Annotated in this window: 15 protein-coding genes; 6 read left to right on the plus strand and 9 right to left on the minus strand. The window is 41.9% G+C overall.

Features of this window, described 5'->3' with window-relative positions; all coding sequences use genetic code 11:
• Positions 1–49: 49 nt before the first annotated feature.
• From G498_RS0101065 to G498_RS14530, 3 genes are all read left to right on the plus strand, one after another.
• Positions 50–1,498, plus strand: coding sequence for a glyceraldehyde-3-phosphate dehydrogenase (locus tag G498_RS0101065; RefSeq protein WP_026979434.1), 1,449 nt, complete (start codon positions 50–52; stop codon positions 1,496–1,498).
• An 89-nt stretch (positions 1,499–1,587) separates the two neighbouring features.
• Positions 1,588–2,451, plus strand: a complete 864-nt coding sequence (locus tag G498_RS0101070; RefSeq protein ID WP_026979435.1) for an alpha/beta hydrolase — start codon at positions 1,588–1,590, stop codon at positions 2,449–2,451.
• A gap of 4 nt (positions 2,452–2,455) precedes the next feature.
• Positions 2,456–3,007 (plus strand): GNAT family N-acetyltransferase, encoded by a 552-nt coding sequence (locus G498_RS14530; protein WP_035744381.1) that lies wholly within the window; start codon positions 2,456–2,458, stop codon positions 3,005–3,007.
• On the opposite strand, the gene G498_RS14535 is transcribed toward G498_RS14530, so the two are convergent.
• From G498_RS14535 to G498_RS0101100, 5 genes are all read right to left on the minus strand, one after another.
• On the minus strand, positions 2,988–4,382 hold the full coding sequence (locus G498_RS14535; protein ID WP_051269616.1) for a peptidoglycan endopeptidase: 1,395 nt from the start codon (positions 4,380–4,382) through the stop codon (positions 2,988–2,990). The two genes, G498_RS14530 and G498_RS14535, sit on opposite strands and share 20 nt — an antisense overlap.
• A gap of 88 nt (positions 4,383–4,470) precedes the next feature.
• Positions 4,471–5,019 (minus strand): TlpA family protein disulfide reductase, encoded by a 549-nt coding sequence (locus tag G498_RS0101085; RefSeq protein WP_026979436.1) that lies wholly within the window; start codon positions 5,017–5,019, stop codon positions 4,471–4,473.
• Positions 5,020–5,113: 94 nt separating this feature from the next.
• Positions 5,114–7,378, minus strand: a complete 2,265-nt coding sequence (locus G498_RS0101090; RefSeq protein ID WP_026979437.1) for an aconitate hydratase — start codon at positions 7,376–7,378, stop codon at positions 5,114–5,116.
• Between the two features lie 123 nt (positions 7,379–7,501).
• Complete coding sequence (locus G498_RS0101095) at positions 7,502–10,273, minus strand: bifunctional aconitate hydratase 2/2-methylisocitrate dehydratase (protein ID WP_026979438.1); 2,772 nt, start codon at positions 10,271–10,273, stop codon at positions 7,502–7,504.
• 258 nt (positions 10,274–10,531) lie between these two features.
• A complete protein-coding gene (locus tag G498_RS0101100; protein ID WP_081694187.1) occupies positions 10,532–11,644 on the minus strand; it encodes an acyltransferase family protein in 1,113 nt (370 codons plus the stop codon).
• 32 nt (positions 11,645–11,676) lie between these two features.
• Between G498_RS0101100 and G498_RS0101105 the strand changes: the two genes are divergently transcribed.
• On the plus strand, positions 11,677–12,819 hold the full coding sequence (locus G498_RS0101105) for a hypothetical protein (RefSeq protein ID WP_026979440.1): 1,143 nt from the start codon (positions 11,677–11,679) through the stop codon (positions 12,817–12,819).
• Between the two features lie 33 nt (positions 12,820–12,852).
• On the opposite strand, the gene G498_RS0101110 is transcribed toward G498_RS0101105, so the two are convergent.
• From G498_RS0101110 to G498_RS0101120, 3 genes are all read right to left on the minus strand, one after another.
• A complete protein-coding gene (locus G498_RS0101110) occupies positions 12,853–13,806 on the minus strand; it encodes an AAA family ATPase (RefSeq protein ID WP_026979441.1) in 954 nt (317 codons plus the stop codon).
• Between the two features lie 76 nt (positions 13,807–13,882).
• On the minus strand, positions 13,883–15,247 hold the full coding sequence (locus G498_RS0101115) for a peptidylprolyl isomerase (RefSeq protein WP_026979442.1): 1,365 nt from the start codon (positions 15,245–15,247) through the stop codon (positions 13,883–13,885).
• Positions 15,248–15,283: 36 nt separating this feature from the next.
• Positions 15,284–17,251, minus strand: coding sequence for a peptidylprolyl isomerase (locus tag G498_RS0101120; RefSeq protein WP_026979443.1), 1,968 nt, complete (start codon positions 17,249–17,251; stop codon positions 15,284–15,286).
• A gap of 231 nt (positions 17,252–17,482) precedes the next feature.
• On the opposite strand from G498_RS0101120, the gene G498_RS0101125 reads away from it, so the two are divergent.
• Together G498_RS0101125 and G498_RS0101130 are read left to right on the plus strand one after the other, a co-directional pair.
• Entirely contained in the window at positions 17,483–19,072 is a 1,590-nt protein-coding gene (locus tag G498_RS0101125; protein WP_026979444.1) for a peptide chain release factor 3, read from the plus strand.
• 64 nt (positions 19,073–19,136) lie between these two features.
• Complete coding sequence (locus G498_RS0101130; protein ID WP_026979445.1) at positions 19,137–19,352, plus strand: hypothetical protein; 216 nt, start codon at positions 19,137–19,139, stop codon at positions 19,350–19,352.
• A 48-nt stretch (positions 19,353–19,400) separates the two neighbouring features.
• On the opposite strand, the gene G498_RS0101135 is transcribed toward G498_RS0101130, so the two are convergent.
• Entirely contained in the window at positions 19,401–21,461 is a 2,061-nt protein-coding gene (locus tag G498_RS0101135; protein WP_131387712.1) for a T9SS sorting signal type C domain-containing protein, read from the minus strand.
• Positions 21,462–21,546: the final 85 nt, after the last annotated feature.

The following is a 21,546-nucleotide window of genomic DNA, read 5'->3' on the forward strand; positions in this document are numbered from 1 at the left end:
ATTAAAAATCAATATTTTTGCACCAAATTTTAACAACACAAAATAACACATGAACAATTCCGCTTTATACGAAAAAGAATTGGCTTTTCAGGCAGACCGAAGAAGAGCCGGTGTAGAATTAATCAAGATTATCAGTGATTTATGGTACGACAAGTCAATTGAGTTGGTACTTTTCCGCAACCAGTTGATTGACCGCAATGTGAGTGACATCATCAATTTACACGAATATGCTGTGGAATTCGTTCAGAAACCGATTAACGTATTCGATTCTGTGGAAATTGCACGCGCCATTCAGGCTTTGGATTTACCACCTTCCCGAATCGACATTGGTAAATTAACGTACGAATATCATTTAGAAGACGACAAATACAACGATGCTACGGCTTTCGTTATCGACAAACTAAAAGAAGCCAAAGACACTTCCGAAATCAAACCAAAAGACGTGGTACTTTACGGATTCGGACGTATCGGACGTTTGTTGGCCCGCGAAATGATGTCTAAAGTAGGAAAAGGACAGCAATTGCGTTTGCGCGCTATCGTAACCCGGGATAAAAATGATGCGGTTCTGTTAGAGAAACGCGCTTCTTTATTGCGTTACGACTCGGTTCACGGCGATTTTGAAGGTTCTGTTTCCGCCGACGTGGAAAACAATGCTTTAATCATCAACGGTGCTACGGTTCACATCATTACGGCAAATTCTCCGGAAGAAATCGACTATACGGCTTATGGTATTAACGATGCTTTGGTTATTGACAACACCGGTGCTTTCACTACGGAAGAAGCTTTAAGCCGTCACTTAACCTCAAAAGGCGTTGACAAAGTTTTATTAACGGCTCCGGGTAAAGGCGTGCCAAACATCGTTTACGGGGTTAATCACGAAGACTACAACCCGGACGAAGTAAAAATCTGGTCGGCCGCTTCTTGTACTACCAACGCAATTACTCCGGTTTTAGCGGCTATCGAAGAGACTTTAGGCGTTGTAAAAGGACACTTGGAAACGATTCACGCGTATACTAATGACCAAAACCTTGTGGACAACATGCACAAGAAATACCGTCGTGGTAGAGCGGCTGCGTTGAACATGGTAATTACTGAAACCGGTGCCGGAAGTGCTGTCGCTAAAGCGTTACCAAGTTTAGCCGGTAAGTTAACTTCAAACGCTATCCGTGTACCGGTTCCAAACGGTTCATTAGTGGTTTTAAATCTTGAAGTTGGTAAAAACACCTCCAAAGAAGATTTGAACGCCATCATGAAAAAATATGCTTTGGAAGGTAACTTAGTGGAACAAATTAAGTATTCGTTAAACAACGAATTGGTATCTTCAGACATCGTGGGAACTTCGGCTCCTGCTATTTTTGACAGCAATGCTACGATTGTTACCGCCGATGGCAAAAACGTGGTAATGTACGTTTGGTACGACAACGAGTACGGTTACAGCCACCAGGTAATCCGCTTAGCGAAATATATTGCTAAAGTGAGACGTTACATGTACTATTAACAGGCATAAGTAAAACCCAAATAATAAATCCGCTTCGAGAAATTGAGGCGGATTTTTTTATTATTTTTGAACGTCACCAACCCATTTCCATGAAAAAGGCAATCTTACTTTTCGGGCTGATTTTTGTAGCACAAATGGCATCGGCTCAAAACAAAACCACTAAGAAACCCGCCGAAGTAAAACCATTCCTTTTGGGTCAGATTCGGGAAATTGACTCTAAAATCCTTTCGGAAAAGAGAACTTTAAACATTTATTTGCCCGACGGTTACAACCCCAAAGACACACTAAGGTATCCTGTAATTTATTTATTGGACGGTTCTGCCGATGAGGATTTCATTCACGTAACAGGATTAGTTCAATACAACACTTTCCCTTGGGTTGACCGGATTCCGAAATCCTTTGTAGTCGGAATTGCCAACACGAACCGTAAACGGGATTTCACTTCACCGGCTACTGTAACCATTCTGAAACAGCAAATGCCGAGTCAGGGCGGTTCCGGAAAATTCATTGCGTTCCTCGAAAAAGAATTACAGCCTTTCATTGAAAAAAACTACAAGACCACCGATTCCAAAATGATAATCGGGCAATCGTTAGGCGGATTACTGGCAACTGAAATTCTTTTCAAAAAACCGGAACTTTTCAGCCAATATGTAATCATCAGTCCGAGTCTTTGGTGGAATGACGGCGAATTATTAAAATTGAATCCGTCCGTTTTGGAAGAAAGCTTCACTGCCAAAAAAGACATTTATATCGGAGTCGGCAAAGAAGGCTTGTCTCCTTTTTTCGACAACCATGTCATGGAAGTGGATGCGAATCTTTTATTCGATAAGATTAAATCCGGAAAAAGCAAATCGGTAAAAGTGTATTTCGATTATTTACCCGAAGAAGACCACGCCACCGTAACGCATCCGGCATTGTTTAACGCTTTCCGAATTTTATATCCGAAAAAATAAAACCATGAACCTGCAACCCGTTTTAGAAAACGAAACCGTAAAACTCCTTCCGTTAAAAGAGGAGGATTTTGAAGCATTGTATCAGGTTGCTTCCGATCCGCTCATCTGGGAACAGCATCCGAACAAGGACCGCTACAAACGAGAAGTGTTTCAGACTTTTTTTGAAGGCGCCATGGCATCAAAAGGAGCTTTTAAAATCATTGACAAAAATTCAGGAAACATTATCGGAAATACCCGTTTTTATGATTTTAACGAATTGGATAAACGTATATTGATTGGTTATACTTTTTACGGAAGAGCGTATTGGGGTTCGACTTACAATCCGCAGGTAAAAAAACTGATGCTGGATTACGCTTTTCAGTTTGCAGACAAAGTTTTTTTCCACATCGGAGCGCAAAACATCCGTTCCCAGAAAGCCATCGAACGGTTAGGCGCCACAAAAGTCCGGGAAATAAATATTGCCTATCACGGCGAACCCGAGAAACTGAACTTCGAATACGTGATTGAAAAACAAAATTGGACAAACCGAAAACCGGCTATTCCAGAACGCGGTTAATCTGCACAAATCTTTTGGCATAGTACGCTTCTTTGGTCGAAGAAATAATCACACCCGCACTGGTGGAAGAATGAATGAATTTGATTTCATCTTCCAAAACTTCGGTAATCATCCCCACGTGTCCGATGGCTCTTCCTCTGGTGGTAAAAAATATCAAATCGCCTTTCTGCGCCTGGCTTCTGTCAATTTTAACTCCGGAATTGGCTGCCATATCCGACGAAGAACGCGGCAAAGTCATGTCAATGTTTTTAAAGGTGGTAAACATCAGCCCAGAGCAATCAAAACCGTTTCGGTCGGTTCCGCCACTGCGATAGCGGACTCCTATATTTTCGGAGGCTTTGGCGATTAAAAAATCGGCTTTCATCGCAGCATCGGCAGATAAAGGCAGCGCTTCAGCTTTCGTTTCCGAAACACTTTCATTAGAGGCTGATGCCACATCTCTCTGGTTATCGTAGCCGACTACAGTTTTAACTCCGGTTTTCGCTTCAACACTGGCCGGCACTCCTTTTATGGTAAGACGTTGTCCGACATCCAGACCGCTAACAATCTGCGGGTTTAGCCTTTCAAGTTCGGCTATGGTTATTCCGTATCGCTTTGAAATTCCGTATTTGGTTTCTTTGGGAAGTACTTCGTGTATAACAGAAGCTATGTCGTTTGCGTCGACAAATGCAACGTCTGCAACATTTTCAGTTTTATCGTTTTCGATGGTTTTCTTCTTCCCTACTTTGGCCTTCTCTTTATCAACCACCGCATTTTCAGTACCCGGGATGAAAATCACGTCTTTAACATCCAGTTTGTCGTTTTCAATTTGCGGATTGGCTTTTTTTAAGTCGGCCACCGAAATATTGTACTTTTTAGCAATGACATAAAAGGATTCGCCGGAAGCCACAACGTGTTGCTGTAATTTATCCTGCTGTCTGATAATTTTGGTCTTTTCGGCTTTTGACAATTTTTCCTCTACTTGCCTCTTAACACCATTAGGTAAAGTCAGCAATTCCCCCAATTGCAGATTATCCGATTTCAACTGCGGATTGGCGTCACGGAGTTTTTCTACTGAAGTGTCGTATTTTCTGGCAATCGCAAACAACGATTCTCCCGACTCCACTTTATGAACCGCTCCTGATGCTGCAGTTTTAGTCTGTTTTCCCTCGGATTTCTTGTTGGAGTTTTTAGGAATCAACAGCACCATATCCAACTGCAGTAATCCTTTTGCTTTGGGATTTAATTCAAAAATTTCAGCTTCTGTCACTTTGTACTTTTTGGCTATGCTGTAAACGGATTCGCCGCTAACCACCACGTGTTTAATCTTTTCCTGAGAAAAAACAACCGTTGAAAACAACAAAAAAAGTAAGGCAAAAAATCTGAAAAAACTCATCTGCATATAAATTATAGGGAACCGAAATTCCAATTTTCGATAGGATTGGCAAGATAAAAAAACTCCCGGCAAAACCGGGAGTTTTTAACTATTTATTCTGATTTATGATTTCATCAAGGAGGTTTCTGAATTTTTTTGAGTTCCAATTTGCCGCTCCGGAATAAGCAACAACAACACGGCCTGACTTGGTTATCAGATATGTCTTAGGAGCCTTATCCAAAACAATGGTTTTCAAGGGTGTGCTTCCTGAATAAAAAACGGGAAATACATACCCAGTTTCCTTCAAAAACCTGTTCACATCAGTTTGTGAATCTTTGGTAACAAAAACAAATGCAATATCATTTTTATAATCTTCATACAATTTTGCCCAAACTTTCATTTCCTCCACTGAGGATTTCGACTTTGAAGACCAAAAATTCACAATTACATTTCTTCTCTTATACTTAACAAACGGATTTGAACTCCCTTTGGTACCAATTAACGACCAATTGTACGAATACAAAGGCAATTGCTTTTCAAATGCAATATAAGTCGGATCCGGCAAATCAGACTCAAAAAAACATTCTTGAATTTCTTGTTTAAAAACATAAATTCCTAATCCGATAAGCAAAACTCCTATTAAAAATATTTTTTTCATCTCTTAAAATTTAAGTGTAAAGATAAACACTGTTAAGCCAGACACAAAAAAAACGCCTCATAAAGAAGCGTTTTTATTAACATCTAATTTTTCATTACGCCTTTCCGGCCGCAATCAGATTCAAAGCAGAACCGGCCACAAACCAGCCAATCTGCCCTTCATTATACGTATGGTTGGCCATAATGATATCTTTGGAACCATCCGCGTGAACGAATTCCAATGATAACGGTTTGCCTGGTGCAAATTCGGTTAAATCTAAGAAGTTGATGGTATCATCTTCCTGAACTTTGTCGTAATCGGCTTCATTGGCAAAGGTAAGAGCCAACATTCCCTGTTTTTTCAAATTGGTTTCGTGAATACGCGCGAAGGATTTCACCAATACCGCTTTCACTCCTAAGAAACGGGGCTCCATAGCCGCATGCTCCCGGGAAGAACCCTCCCCATAATTGTGATCTCCCACGACAATGGACGGAATTCCGGCAGCTTTGTAAGCTCTTTGTACTTTCGGCACCTCATCGTATGCTCCCGTTAATTGGTTTTTCACAGCATTGGTTTTTCGGTTGAAAGCATTATCAGCCCCAATCAGCATGTTGTTGGAAATGTTGTCCAAGTGGCCACGGAAACGCAACCATGGACCTGCCATCGAAATGTGATCGGTCGTACATTTTCCGAACGCTTTGATTAACAGCTTGGCTCCGGTGATGTTTTTACCGTCCCACGGTTCAAACGGTGCCAATAACTGCAAACGTTCCGAAGTAGGCGACACAATTACCTCCACTGAAGAACCGTCTGCAGCCGGCGGTTGAAAACCAGGATCTTCCACATCAAAACCTTTGGTTGGCAACTCATCGCCTTTTGGTGCTTCCAATCGCACTTCTTCTCCTCTGTCATTCAATAAGGTATCCGTAATTGGGTTGAAATCCAGACGGCCTGAAATCGCTAACGCCGCCACCATTTCCGGTGAAGTTACAAAAGCGTGTGTATTCGGGTTTCCGTCCGCTCTTTTGGAGAAGTTACGGTTGAAGGAGTGTACGATGGTATTTTTCTCCTGTTTGTCGGCTCCGGCTCTGTCCCACTGTCCGATACACGGTCCGCAGGCGTTGGTAAACACTTTGGTTCCCATTTTCTCGAAATCCGCAATGATACCATCTCTTTCAATGGTATAACGGATTTGCTCGGAACCCGGATTGATTCCGAATTCTGCTTTCGGAGTAATCCCGTGTGCTACGGCTTGTCTCACAATAGAAGCGGCACGCGACATATCTTCATAAGAAGAGTTGGTACAGGAACCGATTAAGCCCCATTCCACTTTAATAGGCCATCCGTTTGCGGCGGCTTCCTCTTTCATCTTGGAAACCGGTGTTCCGCGGTCCGGCGTAAAAGGTCCGTTGATGTGCGGTTCCAATTCGGACAAGTTGATTTCAATTAATTGGTCGAAATACTGCTCCGGATTGGCGTACACTTCTTTATCGGCCGTTAAATAGGAGGCTACTTTATCGGCGGCATTTACCACATACTGACGGCCGGTCGCGGCTAAATATCTTCGCATGGAATCGTCGTAACCAAAAGTTGAAGTTGTCGCTCCGATTTCCGCACCCATATTACAAATGGTCCCTTTTCCGGTACAGGACATGGATTCGGCGCCTTCTCCGAAATATTCAACGATAGCACCCGTTCCGCCTTTTACGGTAAGGATATCCGCTACTTTTAAAATAACATCTTTTGGAGCGGTCCATCCGTTAAGTTTTCCAGTTAATTTCACACCGATTAGCTTCGGGAATTTCAACTCCCAAGACATGCCGGACATTACGTCTACCGCATCGGCACCACCAACACCAATAGCTAACATCCCTAAACCTCCGGCATTAACCGTGTGAGAATCCGTACCGATCATCATACCTCCGGGGAAAGCATAATTTTCCAAAACGATTTGGTGGATAATTCCTGAACCCGGTCTCCAGAACCCGATTCCGTATTTGTTGGATACCGAAGACAAAAAATCGAAAACCTCTTTGGATTGAGTATTCGCAACAGCCAAATCGGTTGCTGCCCCGACTTTTGCCTGAATCAAGTGGTCGCAGTGCACCGTTGTGGGAACCGCCACTTTGCTTTTTCCGGCATGCATGAACTGTAACAAGGCCATCTGTGCGGTGGCATCCTGACAGGCTACGCGGTCCGGTGCGAAATCCACGTAATCTTTACCTCTTGTAAATGCCTGCGTAGGCATTCCTTCCCATAAGTGGGAATACAAAATCTTTTCAGACAAGGTAAGCGGACGCCCCACCAATTCACGTGCTTTATCCACGCGGGCAGCCATATTTGCGTACACTTTTTCAATCATTTCAATATCAAAAGCCATAGTATATAAGAATTATAGTGTTGTTGTTTTAATCCTACAAGTTACAAAAAATTGCTTTGCTGTAATAAAAAAAGCCCAAGTTTCTCAACTCAGGCTTTTGAAATATAATCACAGTGTTTTCGGTTATTTAACCAACAATTTGTGAGATGGCGCAAACTTAGTCAGATTGATTCCTTCTACGGCTGCTGTATACTCTTCGATGGTTGGTGTTCTTCCCAAAATGGTAGACAGAACTACAACTGGTGTGGACGATAACAATGATTCTCCTTTTTTCTCAGCAGAATCTTCCACTACACGTCCTTGGAAAAGACGGGTTGAAGTAGCCATAACGGTATCTCCTTTAGCCGCTTTTTCCTGATTCCCCATACAAAGGTTACAGCCCGGACGCTCTAAATACAACATGTTTTCGTATTCCGTACGCGCTGCCGCTTTAGGTGCATTGTCGTCGAATTCGAAACCGGAATATCTTTGCAACACTTCCCAATCGCCTTCTGCTTTCAACTCGTCTACGATGTTGTACGTTGGAGGCGCTACCACAAGCGGTGCGTTAAATTTCACTTCGCCTTTTTGTTTTTCTACATTTTTAAGCATTTGCGCCAGGATTTTCATATCGCCTTTGTGCACCATACACGAACCGATAAAACCTAAATCCACTTTTTTGGTTCCGCCGTAGAAGGAAAGCGGTCGGATAGTATCGTGTGTATAGCGTTTTGAAACATCAGCGTTGTTTACATCCGGATCGGCAATCATTGGTTCTGCAATCTGATCTAAATCCACCACAACCTCAGCGTAATATTTAGCATTCGCATCCGGTTTTAAGGCTGGTTTTTCTCCTGATCTGATCTCAGCAATACGCTTATTGGCTTTGTCGATCAACCCTTTAAGCACTTGTTTGCTGTTATCCATGCCTTTGTCGATCATGATTTGAATACGGCCTTTAGCAATTTCCAACGATTCGATTAAGGTTTCATCTTCTGAAATACAGATAGACGCTTTCGCTTTCATTTCCGCTGTCCAGTCGGTAAAGGTAAATGCCTGATCTGCAGTTAAAGTACCGATATGCACTTCGATGATTCTGCCCTGGAATACGTTTTCACCGCCAAACTGATGCAACATTTGCGCTTGAGTAGCGTGTACCACATCGCGGAAATCCATATAATCTTTCATAGTGCCTTTAAAAGTCACTTTTACAGATTCCGGAATTGGCATGGAGGCTTCACCGGTAGCTAACGCTAACGCTACGGTACCCGAATCTGCTCCGAAAGCAACTCCTTTGGACATACGGGTATGCGAGTCACCCCCGATGATGATGGCCCATTCGTCTACAGTAATATCGTTCAGTACTTTGTGGATTACGTCGGTCATGGAATGGTAAACGCCTTTCGGGTCACGCGCGGTGATTAGGCCGAAATCGTTCATGAATTTCATCAGTTTCGGAATGTTGGTCTGTGCTTTTTTATCCCAAACCGAAGCGGTGTGACATCCGGATTGGTAAGCCCCGTCAACGATTGGAGAAATCGTGGTCGCTGCCATGGACTCTAATTCCTGAGCGGTCATCAAACCGGTAGTATCCTGAGAACCCACGATGTTTACCGTTACGCGAACGTCTGAACCCGCGTGTAATACTTTACCCGGTGTGGTACCTACTGCATTTCTGTTGAAGATTTTCTCTACCGCAGTAAGTCCTTGTCCTTCGACAGAAATTTCTTTAGAAGGCGCATATACCTGAGCTGCTTGCACTCCTAATGTTTTAGCCGCAAACGTCTGGATTTTTTTACCGAAAACGATCGCATACGAACCGCCGGCTTTGATGAATTCCATTTTTTGAGGCGTGAACGATTTGGATAAATCAATCAGTTCTTTATCCCCGTTGTATAATTTTTTTGTTTTGGTATTGATAGTCAAAACTGTTCCGGTTGCCACAGAATACACTTGCTCTAAAACCGGCTCTCCGTTTTCATCGCGTACTAATTCTCCGTTCGTATCGGTTTTCTTCACCCAGTTTTTCAGGTCGATTCCGATACCGCCGGTTACGTCTACGGTGGTTAAGAAAATCGGAGAAATTCCGTTGGTTCCGCCTACGATTGGAGCGATGTTTACGAAAGGAACGTAAGGGCTCGCCTGTTTTCCGGTCCAAAGGGCCACGTTGTTTACTCCGGACATACGGGATGAACCAACACCCATTGTCCCTTTTTCCGCAATTAACATCACGGATTTGTCCGGGTGTTGTGCCTGTAATGCTTTGATTTCAGCCTGAGCCTCAGGTGTAATCATACATTTTCCGTGTAATTCACGGTCGGAACGAGAGTGTGCCTGGTTCCCCGGAGACAATAAATCGGTTGAAATATCTCCTTCGCCGGCGATAAAGGTTACCACTTTGATTTCTTCCGGAACTTCAGGAAGTTTGGTGAAAAATTCGGCTTTCGCGTAGCTTTCCAAAATTTCTTTGGCTACGGTATTTCCGCTTTCATAAGCCACTTTTAAACGATCCATATCGGCATCGTAAAGGAAAACCTGAGTTTTTAACACATCAGCCGCTTGTTTGGCAATCGCTTCGTCGTTTCCTAAGGCCAAATCCAGCAGTACTTCGATGGATGGACCGCCTTTCATGTGGGACAACAATTCGAAAGCAAAAGCCGGCGTGATTTCCGCAACGGTTGCTTCGCCTAAAATAATTTCTTTTAAAAATTTAGCTTTTACACCCGCCGCCGGAGTGGTTCCCGGTAAGGTATTGTAGATGAAGAATTTTAAAGAATCTTCACGGTTTGCGTTGCTGACGTCTTTAATCTGGGCAATAATTTCACTTAGCAATTCGGCACCATCAATGGGTTTCGGGTGAAGCCCCTGCCCTTTTCTTTCTTCAATTTCTTTAATATAATCGCTGTAAATATTCATCGCAATAGTATTTTTGAATGAGTTATGTTATTAGTTTATTTTTAAAAAGCTGCACAAATTTAGAGAATCAGATTTAAATTAAAAAATATTTAGCATTTCTTTAATTTCAAAAGAATATTATTTATAAAGATTCTATTTTAATGAAATAAATTCATCGAAACACTTAAAAGCACTGATTATTTTACGAATTCTTAATTTTTAAAAAATATTTTACCGAATTCGAAAAAAAGTTTCTTTAAAATTGTCAAATCGGCAGAATCACCACCGGTCGCGCATATCCATAATTGGCTTTTCGAAGTAGCGGTGAAGCAGATAGGAGACCGCAAGGGTCAGGAAAAGATAAATCAAAATCAGCGGAAAAGACGAAAGAGTCCACCCGAGATAACTCATCAGGTATTTCAGCAAAGCACTCATAATGCAATAATGAATGAGATAGGCTGCGTAGGAGATCTTACTCATCACGGTAATCATTTTTCCCATAACTGTTGCAGACGATTTCCAGAAGATAAAAAAGGGTAACGCCAGGGCAAAAGTAAATGACGTCAATGTGAAGTAAAACACATGAAAATAAACCGGAGCGGAAAAAATATCAACACTCATTACATTCAACACCAAAAACTGCAACAGAAACAAGTGGGCAGCCACAATAAAACCATAAACTGCAATTTTTCGCAAAACGGCTTCGTAATAAAAATGCGCCCAAGCCACGATAAAACCGACCGCTATGGCATCAATTCTGAAAATCACGACCGACTTTACTTCGGCATTCCACACGGTCATATCGGTGGTTCGGTGGTTTAAATAATGATGATACCGCAACCAATGAAGCGCCAGAATGACCAGCAGACTCGTCACCAGAAAACTGCTTTTAGGCTGTTTCTTAAAAAGTTGCCAACCGATAAAAAGCAAAACCGGCAGCAGTAAATATGCCCATTCTTCCACGGACAAACTCCAGGATTCCGGAAAAAACGTGATGTAATCTTTATTGAAATTCTGCACAAACAGGAAATAGCGCCAAATACCTTCTTTGGAATACCCGAAAGCAAACGCAATAGCCACATTCAGAAGCAGGGCTACATAATACAGAGGCAACGTCCGGAACCATCTTCTTTTAAAAAAACGAAACAAATCGGAAGGGGTAACGAAATCTTTCACGAACATTTTAAGTAGTAGTGTTCCGATTAAAAAACCGCTCAACACAAAGAACAATTCCACTCCGGCATAGCCAAACAGACCGCTCAGAGAGATCAAAACAGGGTTCTGGCTTCCGATTAAATAATAGAGATGCGAAAACAAAACAAAAGAAATTGCGGTTGCCCTGACGAAATCAAGCCCAAATATTCGGGCGGTGCTTTGGTTTTCTGGTCTCATTTATAGTACATTTGTTTGGAATACAGTCTGCTATGCTTAACCGGTCAAATATATACAAATATTTAATTTTTACTTTCATCCTGTCTTCTGTTTTTGGAATTACGGTGTATCTGAATTTGTCCAACCGTCATCAGGCAATTATCAAGACCACCCTGCTTCACAAAACCAGGCTGGTAGACAGCGACTGGACCATTGCCAACAAGCAGCAACAGTACAAAATGCTCTCGCCTACTTTTGTCATTGACGGCATTTACAAATCGATGGAAGGCCCGAAAGCTTCGCGGTACATTCAACTGGAAGATTCTAATAAGCTCTTGTGGATTACCGGTTTTGAAGTAAAAGCTTTAGACGCCACTACTAACGAAACGCTTCCGAACGACTACATCTGTCACATGAATGTTGATATTAACGATACACAGTATTATTCCTATTGGCAACTGAACGACCGCATCGGAAAGCAATATCCGAGAATGACCTCCCTTTCCCACGGACTCGAACATTTTGACTTTCCGAAAGGTTACGGCGTTCCCATTATTGGGAAAGATTATCTCTTTGTAACCACGCAAACGCTGAACCACAACCAACCAAAAATTTTCAAAAAAGTAAAACACGAAGTCGGTGTAAAATACGAAGCGTACAACAAAACCCAAAAACCGCTGATGACCCGAACGGTGTACATCCAACTTCCGTTTGACAAAAACGATCCGTTTAAAGGACCGTTGGATCCGGCGAGCAATCAGTGTATTCCGGTGGAAACGAAAAACCACACGTATTGCGACAAAGCCGGCAACATGCTATCCGGACATTGGGTGATTCCGACCGGCGTAAAAACGTATCGAAGTTCCATTACGGAACAACTGCAGATTAAAGACAGTCTGCGTTTGCACTTTTCGGCACCACACGTCCATCCGTTCGCGACTTCTATCAGCGTTTTTGACAAAACGGCGAACCAAACGGTTTTCACCTGTAACGTAACCAATTACAAAGACCGCATCGGATTGAAAAACATCGAAACCTTCAGTTCCGAAAAGGGTATTTGGCTGTATGAAAATCACGAATACGAATTGGTGATGACCTGCCACAACACTTCCAAAGTGGAACAGGACATGATGGGCAGTATGTTTTTATTCTTCTACGACAAAGAATTAGACAAAAAAATACAAAAACAACTATAAAAGAAAAGGCCCACAAACGCGGAGCCTTTTTATTTAAAACAATTTTTTGATAATCATTTCTTCCGATATGCCTTCCGCATCGGCTTTGTAGTTTTTGATGATACGGTGGCGTAAAATTCCGGTGGCTACCGCCTGGACGTCTTCAATGTCCGGTGAATATTTTCCATTTAAGGCGGCATGGGTTTTCGCAGCCAGAATCAAATTTTGCGATGCGCGCGGTCCAGCACCCCAATCCAGATAGTTTTTGATAAAATCGGTTGCTAACAGATTGTCGGGACGGGTTTTGGAAGCTAAGGTTACTGCATATTCAATCACATTATCCGCAACCGGAATGCGTCGGATTAAATGCTGAAAATCTATGATTTCCTGAGCAGTGAACAACGGATTTACTTTTACAGAATTATCTGTCGTGGTGGATTTAACCACCTGAACTTCTTCGGCAAAACTCGGATACTCCAGTTTGATGGCAAACATAAAACGGTCTAACTGCGCTTCCGGTAACGGATAGGTTCCTTCCTGCTCGATTGGGTTTTGAGTTGCCAATACAAAAAACGGTAAATCCAGCTTATAATGATGTCCTGCAATCGTAACGGCCTTCTCTTGCATCGCTTCCAATAAGGCAGCCTGCGTTTTGGGCGGCGTACGGTTAATCTCATCCGCCAGAATGATATTGGAAAAAATTGGTCCTTTGATGAATTTAAAATTGCGGTTTTCATCCAGAATTTCACTACCCAGTATATCAGAAGGCATCAAATCCGGTGTAAACTGGATGCGCTTGAAATCTAATCCTAAGGCCTGTGAAATCGTATTCACCATTAAGGTTTTGGCCAATCCGGGCACTCCAATTAACAAAGCGTGACCTCCCGAAAAAATGCTCAACACAATCTGATTGACCACTTCTTCCTGACCTACAATGATTTTGGCAATTTCCGCTTTAAGCGCTTTTTGCTTTTCTACCAGATTCTGAATTGCTGCTACGTCCGACATTTGTATCGTATTTTAAGTAAAAAGAGTTAGCTCCATGATGTCATAAAACTAACTCTTTTACTGATTTTTTAAAAATTTATTTTTTCAACCAGTTATTGGTAAAGGTACAATCTCTGTATTCGCCGTTGATTTTAACGTACGTTTCTTTGATTTTCTCTTCCGACCATTTTGCCACTGCTTTAATCTGTTTTTCTTTTAAAGCCAATTCTTTAATCTTCATATAGTCTGTGGAGAAATCGGCGGTATGCTCTTCGAAACGGTTGGTAACGGTAATCAGTTTATACCTTCTGTTCCCGTTTTGCTCCTGATCTATCAATGGCAACGATACTTCTTTGTCTTTTAAGTCAGAAACCTGACTGTATAAGGTTGGATCCATTTTGGTAAGTTCGAAACGGGTTTCCATGGTTCTTGGATTCATCAGTAAACCGCCGCTGTTTCGGGTTTCTTTTTCATCGGAATACTGACGCGCTGCTTCGGCAAACGTAATTTCGCCGTCCACGATGCGCTTGCGGATGCTTTCGATTTTGGTTTTGGCTTCCGCTAAGGCTTCCGGTGTTACTTTTGGCGCCATCAGAATGTGACGCACATCCAATTCCTGACCGCGTACTTTTTCCAGATAAATGATATGGTAACCGTATTCAGTTTCAAATGGTTCGGAAATCTCCCCTTCCTGCAAACTAAAAGCCACGTCTTTAAATTCTTTTACGAACTGTGTCTTCTTGGTTAACTTATAATATCCTCCGTTAGACTTCGACCCCGGATCTTCCGAGTACAAAATGGCACGGCTGAAGAAACTCGAACCTTCCTGCACTTCTTTTTTTAACTCCTTAAGTTTGTCGATTACTTTTTGCTTTTCCGCTTGCGAAACAACCGGTTTTACAACAATTTGTGCAACTTCCATTTCCGCACCGAAAACCGGCAATTCGTCTTTTGGAATCTTTTTGAAAAAAGTTCTTACTTCTTCCGGAGTAATGGTAACCTCATCTATGATTTTACGCTGCATCTGCGAGGTTAGTTTATTCATTTTGATGATGTCGAAAAAGTAGGTTTTAAAATCTTCCAGGTTCTTTTTATTGTAAAACTTTATTACTTTATCTATATCGCCAACTTGCTCCACCATCTGATCAATCTGATTGTTCATGTATTCATTCACTTCAGCATCCGTAACCACGATACTGTCCTGAATGGCCTGATGGGCATACAAACGGTCTTCCAAAAGTTTTCCCAACATCTCACAACGGCTGATTCCTTCGGTTGAAACACCCTGAGCCTGAAGTTCTATGAAGGTCTTATCAACATCCGAATCCAACACCACATATTCTCCTACCTCCGCTACCACTCCGTCGATCTTCTTTTTGGAATTCGGTTGCGCATACATTTGATTTAAAAAGGCAATCGTAACACCAAAAATCAGGGCCAACTTACTTGTCAATACTTTCATTCTCGTTTATTTATGCTTTAAGCCGTTTTTTTCTTTTTATTTATTTAATTCACTTTTTACTCGTGCAAAAGTAGCGTCATTTATTTTAATGGAAAATTCTTTTTTAAGTTCATCCACCCAATGTTGCTCCAGATACTGCTGATAATCGTTAATCACACGGCCTCTAGCTTCTTCCAGAGTTTTATCGGAGACCGGAAGTTTGGCATCGATGGCCGCAACGAAGTAATAATTTCCTTCCTGAACAATCTCTGAAATTCCTTTTTCATAGCTTTTCAGTTTTGGCAAACCGTCTGCACCGATTTCAAAAACACCCGTTTTAACCATAACGTCTACTTTGCCGTCTTTGTTCAGCTGTTCTTTGATATAATCGGCTGATTTTTTCTTTTTCAGGTATTGCTGTACTTTCTTAATAACATCCGCTTTGGTTGAAGAGAAAACATTTCCCTGAATGCGCTCTTTCCACTGATATTTCGATTTGTTCAATTCGTAGAATTTCTGCAATCCGATAGTGTCGGTTTTAGCTTTCTGCCAGATTTCTTTCTCCATCAGATCAAAAAGCAGCAGACCGTCACGGTACTCATCCATTACATAGGAAAACTCCGGGAACTCTTTTTCAAGATTGTCATTGTAATAGGCCGACAATTGTTCTTCCACAAACTTACCGTACAGTTTATCCGCCAGTTTGGAAAGCGGTTTGACACCCATATTCTGCTTCTGCTGTCCAAACATATAACTTAAAAACGCGCGAACGTTAACCTCTTTGTCTTTGTTAATCACCAAAAGCGTTTCGTTAAAATTTTTAAGGTCTGTTGGCAGTTCCCATTCGTTTTTATAGTATTTATCGTTTAAAAGTGCTACTGCTTTAGCATACACTTTTTCGTTGCGTTTTACGATATATTTCTTACGCAGCTTTTCATTCAGCGAGGCACTGATTAATTTGGAACGATCGTCTTTTCGGATTTTAGCATCGAAATCTGCCTCTACTTCCTCTAGGGGTTTTATCGGATGTTTTTCCAGCAGTTTGATGATATGCCATCCGAATTCCGACTGAAACGGCTCTGAAATCTGCTCCTGCTCTTTCAGCGAAAAGGCCACATTTTCAAAAATTTCCGAACTCAACTCTCCGGATCCGAAACGCTGCAAAGCCCCGCCTTTCCCTGATGACGATTTGTCCTGCGAGAATTGTTGTGCGAGTACTTCAAAACTTTCGCCTTGTTTCAACTTCTTGTAAACATCTTCAATCGTAGCTTTTGCAGCAGCGGCCTCAATCGGATTTTGTCCGTTTAACGTCATGATGTGAGCAACGGTAACCTGACCACGGTTGTCTCGGATGTCCTCCACTTTTACCAAATGATACCCAAAACGGGTTCTCGCCGGCATCGAAATACTTCCTTTCGGTGTTTTATAAGCTGCCGTTTCAAAAGGATACACCATTCGGAATACCGAAAACCATCCCAGATTCCCTTTATTGTCTTTAGCCGAAGGATCTTGTGAATACTGCATGGCCAAACTCTCAAAACTCTCTCCTGCCAATGCTCTTTTGCGAATTTCCATGGCCTGATTGTAAGCTTTTAAAGTATCGGCCGGCGCTGCATTTTCATCAACGGAAAACAAAATGTGTGAGGCTTTGATTTCTTTCAGGGAACGCTGATAGGCTTCATTAATAAGCTCTTTCGTTACTTTGGTATCTGTTGTATAATTACGGGAAAGCTGGGTTCTGTAGGAACGCAGTTCGTTCTGATATGCCACTCCGTCCTGCAATCCTAACTTATTGGCTTTTGCTACTTTCAGTTTGTACCCGATAAACAAATCCAGATATTGGTTTAAGTCTTTTTGAGAATCATCTTTTACCAAATCGAGATTCTTTTTATACACCCTTACAAATTCGTCTGTGTAATACGGCTTTTCATCAATAGTAAAAAGTACTTCTTTTTTGATTTCCTGAGCATGACCTGCACTATTCAAGGCTAAAAACATGCCCAACAAAACGTTTCTGAATTTCATATTAATGATGGTATTTATAAATAGTTGTTTTACAAATTAAACCACAAAACACTGTTTTTCGTTTTGCGACCAACAAAAATAGCAATTCAAAGCTATTATACAACCATACCGCACTGTATTAACAAAAAATTATGCGCAAAAAACAAGCATTCCTGAAGTTTTCTATTTTTTTGATAATAAAATGAGTTCTCGCAAATTATAATTACTTTTGCACCCACAAATTTTTGTCTGATGAGTTTTCAAAAAGAAATACAACGAAGAAGAACTTTCGGGATTATTTCCCACCCCGATGCCGGTAAAACAACCTTAACCGAAAAACTGCTTTTGTTCGGAGGAGCCATTCAGGAAGCCGGAGCCGTAAAAAGTAATAAAATCAAGAAAGGAGCCACTTCCGATTTCATGGAAATTGAACGACAGAGAGGGATTTCGGTAGCAACTTCCGTATTGGCTTTTAACTATAAAGACAAAAAAATCAACATTCTGGATACGCCGGGGCACAAGGATTTCGCCGAAGACACTTTCCGGACCTTAACCGCTGTGGACAGTGTAATCGTGGTAATTGACGTAGCCAAAGGGGTTGAGGAACAAACCGAGAAACTCGTGGAAGTATGCCGTATGCGCAACATCCCGATGATTGTTTTCATCAACAAATTAGACCGTGAAGGTAAAGACGCGTTCGATTTGATGGACGAAGTGGAAAAAAAACTGGGACTTCACGTAACGCCGCTTAGTTTCCCAATTGGCATGGGGTATGACTTCCAGGGGATTTACAACATCTGGGAGAAAAACATCAACCTGTTTGAAGGAGACAGCCGTAAAAACATTGAAGAAACCATCGCATTCGACGACGTAAACAATCCTGAACTGGAAAAAATAATCGGGGAAAAACCCGCAAACAAACTGCGTGAGGAACTGGAACTGGTTTCGGAAGTTTACCCTGCCTTTAGCCGTGAAGATTATCTTGAGGGCAAATTACAGCCGGTTTTCTTCGGTTCTGCCTTAAATAATTTCGGGGTTCGCGAGTTGCTGGATTGTTTTATCGAAATTGCACCGACGCCAAGACCGAAAGATTCCGACACCCGTGAAGTAAAACCGGAAGAACCTAAATTTTCAGGTTTTGTCTTTAAAATTCACGCCAATATGGATCCGAAACACCGCGACCGTCTGGCCTTCGTAAAAATCGTTTCCGGAACTTTTGAAAGAAACAAACCGTATTTGCACGTGCGTTTGGGGAAAAACTTAAAATTCTCCAGTCCGAATGCCTTCTTTGCCGAGAAAAAAGAAATCGTTGACATTTCGTATCCGGGTGACATTGTAGGCTTACATGATACCGGGAACTTCAAAATCGGTGACACTTTAACGGAAGGTGAAATCATGAATTTCAAAGGAATTCCAAGTTTCTCTCCGGAGCATTTCCGCTACATCAACAACGCCGATCCGATGAAAGCCAAACAGCTGGAAAAAGGAGTCGATCAGCTGATGGACGAAGGTGTGGCGCAGTTATTTACCCTGGAAATGAACAACCGAAAAGTAATCGGAACTGTTGGAGCGCTGCAGTATGAGGTAATTCAATACCGTCTGGAACACGAATACGGAGCAAAATGTTCGTATGAGAACTTCCCGGCTTTTAAAGCGTGCTGGGTAAAACCGGAAGATCCTAAAAACGAAGAATTTGCCGAATTCAAACGCATCAAACAGAAATTTTTAGCGAAAGACAAATACGGGCAATTGGTATTTTTAGCCGATTCGGATTTCTCGATTCAGATGACACAGAGTAAATATCCTACAGTAAAACTGCATTTTACATCGGAATTTGAATAATTAACAAGCTGAACATCAAAGTAGTGAAGAGAATTAATATATTTGCTACCCTAAAAAAACTAAAATGAAATCGACCTTATTAAAAATTTACATTTTCAGTTTTCTTTTTATGACTGATTTTGTAGTATTTGCCCAGCCGGGAACCGATGATGGCAGCGGCGGCCTGGAAGACGATGATCCTCCTCCTTCGGCACCCATCAACACGAAGCTGCTACTTCTGGCACTGTTCGGAGTTTTATATGCCGCTTACTATTTCAGAAATAACAGACAGACGACATAAAAAAACCGCCTTGAAGGCGGTTTTTTTATTCTTATTGATTTAATTTCTTTAAAAGATAATTTTTCGGGTGGCAACAAGACCGTTTCGGATTGCTATTTTAACCAGCAAGACCTGTTTGTTACCTGTTAACGGAACAATGGCTGATGTCGTATCGATGTTTTTCTTTTCTGTCAGCAACCTGCCCTGAACATCAAAAACCTGAACCGCTTCGATGGCTTCGGCATTGCTTTTTACCACAAGACTGTTATCGGCCACATAAGCAATTACATTTGCAGCACCTAAATCCGGATGCTGTACTCCTAAACTGCTGTCTGTATAACGAATCTCAAACCGGTTGGAAAAAGCTCCGGCACCTGAAGTAAAAACATACGCTCCGGCCTTCAGATTATGCACTACATTGGCAACATTGTCCTTCAGATAAATCTCCTGACTTCCCAAGAACAAACCTTCCAAACGTTCGAGTGAAATGGTAAACTGACCGGCTGCATCCGTATTAAAATACAGAGGAACAACGTCTTCATTCTGAAACGGCGCCCTGCCTTCAATTAAATATTTTTCACCTCCAATAAGCGTACTCAAAGCCACTGAAGTTTCTTCAATCGCCTTACCGTCTATGGCGAAATCTACGCCGTTGGTAGCCACATCAAAATAGCCTAACAGCATTTGGTTTTTAACCCCGGCGTCACTGACAATATTCAGGCAGAATTTATCGCCTGCTAATTCGTCACTGTCATCCGAAGTGATTTTGAAAAACTGATCCGCATTATTGGCTACACGCATTGCATTGTTAAACAGTACACTGGTTTCGCTGTTAACCATTTCCACTATAAATCCCTGACCTGTTCTTAAAATACCATTCGGATTCACCACCTGTGCTTCTCCGTTGCTTACAAAACCGGCCAATGTCCAGGTGCAATACCCGGGTTCTGTTGCCGTATTGTTAGTTTTTCGCCAGAAATAAAGCGTTCCGGTAATTTTTGTGGAATTAGCATTCACGAAGTTACTCATCTTTACGGGTGACGGATACGGGTTACCGATAGCATTGTAACGGAATCCTGCCCCGCCGTTTACCAATGACAGCGTAATATCACCATTATTCGGCACACCCGTGAATTGTCCTGACCAAACGGTTGGTGTTGTCGGGTGATTATTTGGCATCCGGATTAAATAGCCTTTACCAGTTTGAAAGGTATTGGCTGACGGGTTAACAGCACTGTAAGTATTTGTTAAAGTATTGTACTCGTAGAAGCGGCCTGTTAAGGTTTGAGGAGAAAAATTCAGAAGGTTCTGTCCGGTAACCGGAGAAGACCACAATGTATAATCCTGTCGCATCAAGGCTGAACTGTTTCTGCCTACCCGAATTGGCCCGCTATTATTTCCTGTATAAGTAGTCTGTAATAAATTTGCATTGTTCTGGAGTGTGAAATTACCGTCTCCGACAACTGTTACCGGTCCTGAAGCCGTTAAATTATATCCTGAATTTACGGTTAAAACACTACCCGGCTGCAATGTTAAGTCTTTAACGGCTGCATTTACAGTTATAACCGGATTATTGGCAGCCGGAAGAATTATCGCACTGCTGATAGCGGCAGGAACCCTGCTGCAACTCCAGTTATTGGGATCGCTCCATGCCGAACTTACAGTCCCAAGCCAACGGTTTTTCTTTACTGCAATAGCCTCATTTAAAGAAGTTGCCAAAGCACACCCTCCGGAACCCTGAGCTAAAACCCTGTAATTCCATGTAGCTTCATCTGTTCCGTAAGCCACATTAATGGTGAGAATACTTGAAATCACCGTCCCTCCGGCATTTATCCGTTGCTCCGTATCATAGGTTATTCCCGAAATTGAAAAGGCCGTTATATTTTGCCAGACACCCGGCGACGATTCCACCTGCCAAGTAAAAACAACCGAATTGACGTTTCCGGCATAAGGCGTACAAGTACCACTGACAGTACTCACAGCAATTTTTTTAGAGGTACCGGTACAAACATCAGAGGTAATCTGGTCTAAGTCGTTATTGAAAACTACCTGACCATTGCCGTAATTTGCAAGCAAAAAGACGACAATTACCGACAATCGTCGGAAAGTACTATTTCGGAAAATGTGCATTTAGTAGTGATTTTATATAATTGGGCTTTGATTAAGATTCGAAAATCAATACAAATATAAGTCAATTATTTGATAATCAACAAAC

The organism is Flavobacterium suncheonense GH29-5 = DSM 17707 (genome assembly GCF_000430025.1).
GTDB classification, from domain to species: domain Bacteria; phylum Bacteroidota; class Bacteroidia; order Flavobacteriales; family Flavobacteriaceae; genus Flavobacterium; species Flavobacterium suncheonense.

Coding starts and splice junctions, on each gene's coding strand:
- G498_RS0101100 (WP_081694187.1), bottom strand. CDS start 11,644: ATGAGACCAGAAAACCAAAGCACCGCCCGAATATTTGGGCTTGATTTC.
- G498_RS0101085 (WP_026979436.1), bottom strand. CDS start 5,019: ATGAAAAAAATATTTTTAATAGGAGTTTTGCTTATCGGATTAGGAATT.
- G498_RS14530 (WP_035744381.1), top strand. CDS start 2,456: ATGAACCTGCAACCCGTTTTAGAAAACGAAACCGTAAAACTCCTTCCG.
- G498_RS0101065 (WP_026979434.1), top strand. CDS start 50: ATGAACAATTCCGCTTTATACGAAAAAGAATTGGCTTTTCAGGCAGAC.
- G498_RS14535 (WP_051269616.1), bottom strand. CDS start 4,382: ATGAGTTTTTTCAGATTTTTTGCCTTACTTTTTTTGTTGTTTTCAACG.
- G498_RS0101090 (WP_026979437.1), bottom strand. CDS start 7,378: ATGGCTTTTGATATTGAAATGATTGAAAAAGTGTACGCAAATATGGCT.
- G498_RS0101135 (WP_131387712.1), bottom strand. CDS start 21,461: ATGCACATTTTCCGAAATAGTACTTTCCGACGATTGTCGGTAATTGTC.
- G498_RS0101110 (WP_026979441.1), bottom strand. CDS start 13,806: ATGTCGGACGTAGCAGCAATTCAGAATCTGGTAGAAAAGCAAAAAGCG.
- G498_RS0101120 (WP_026979443.1), bottom strand. CDS start 17,251: ATGAAATTCAGAAACGTTTTGTTGGGCATGTTTTTAGCCTTGAATAGT.
- G498_RS0101095 (WP_026979438.1), bottom strand. CDS start 10,273: ATGAATATTTACAGCGATTATATTAAAGAAATTGAAGAAAGAAAAGGG.
- G498_RS0101070 (WP_026979435.1), top strand. CDS start 1,588: ATGAAAAAGGCAATCTTACTTTTCGGGCTGATTTTTGTAGCACAAATG.
- G498_RS0101105 (WP_026979440.1), top strand. CDS start 11,677: ATGCTTAACCGGTCAAATATATACAAATATTTAATTTTTACTTTCATC.
- G498_RS0101130 (WP_026979445.1), top strand. CDS start 19,137: ATGAAATCGACCTTATTAAAAATTTACATTTTCAGTTTTCTTTTTATG.
- G498_RS0101115 (WP_026979442.1), bottom strand. CDS start 15,247: ATGAAAGTATTGACAAGTAAGTTGGCCCTGATTTTTGGTGTTACGATT.
- G498_RS0101125 (WP_026979444.1), top strand. CDS start 17,483: ATGAGTTTTCAAAAAGAAATACAACGAAGAAGAACTTTCGGGATTATT.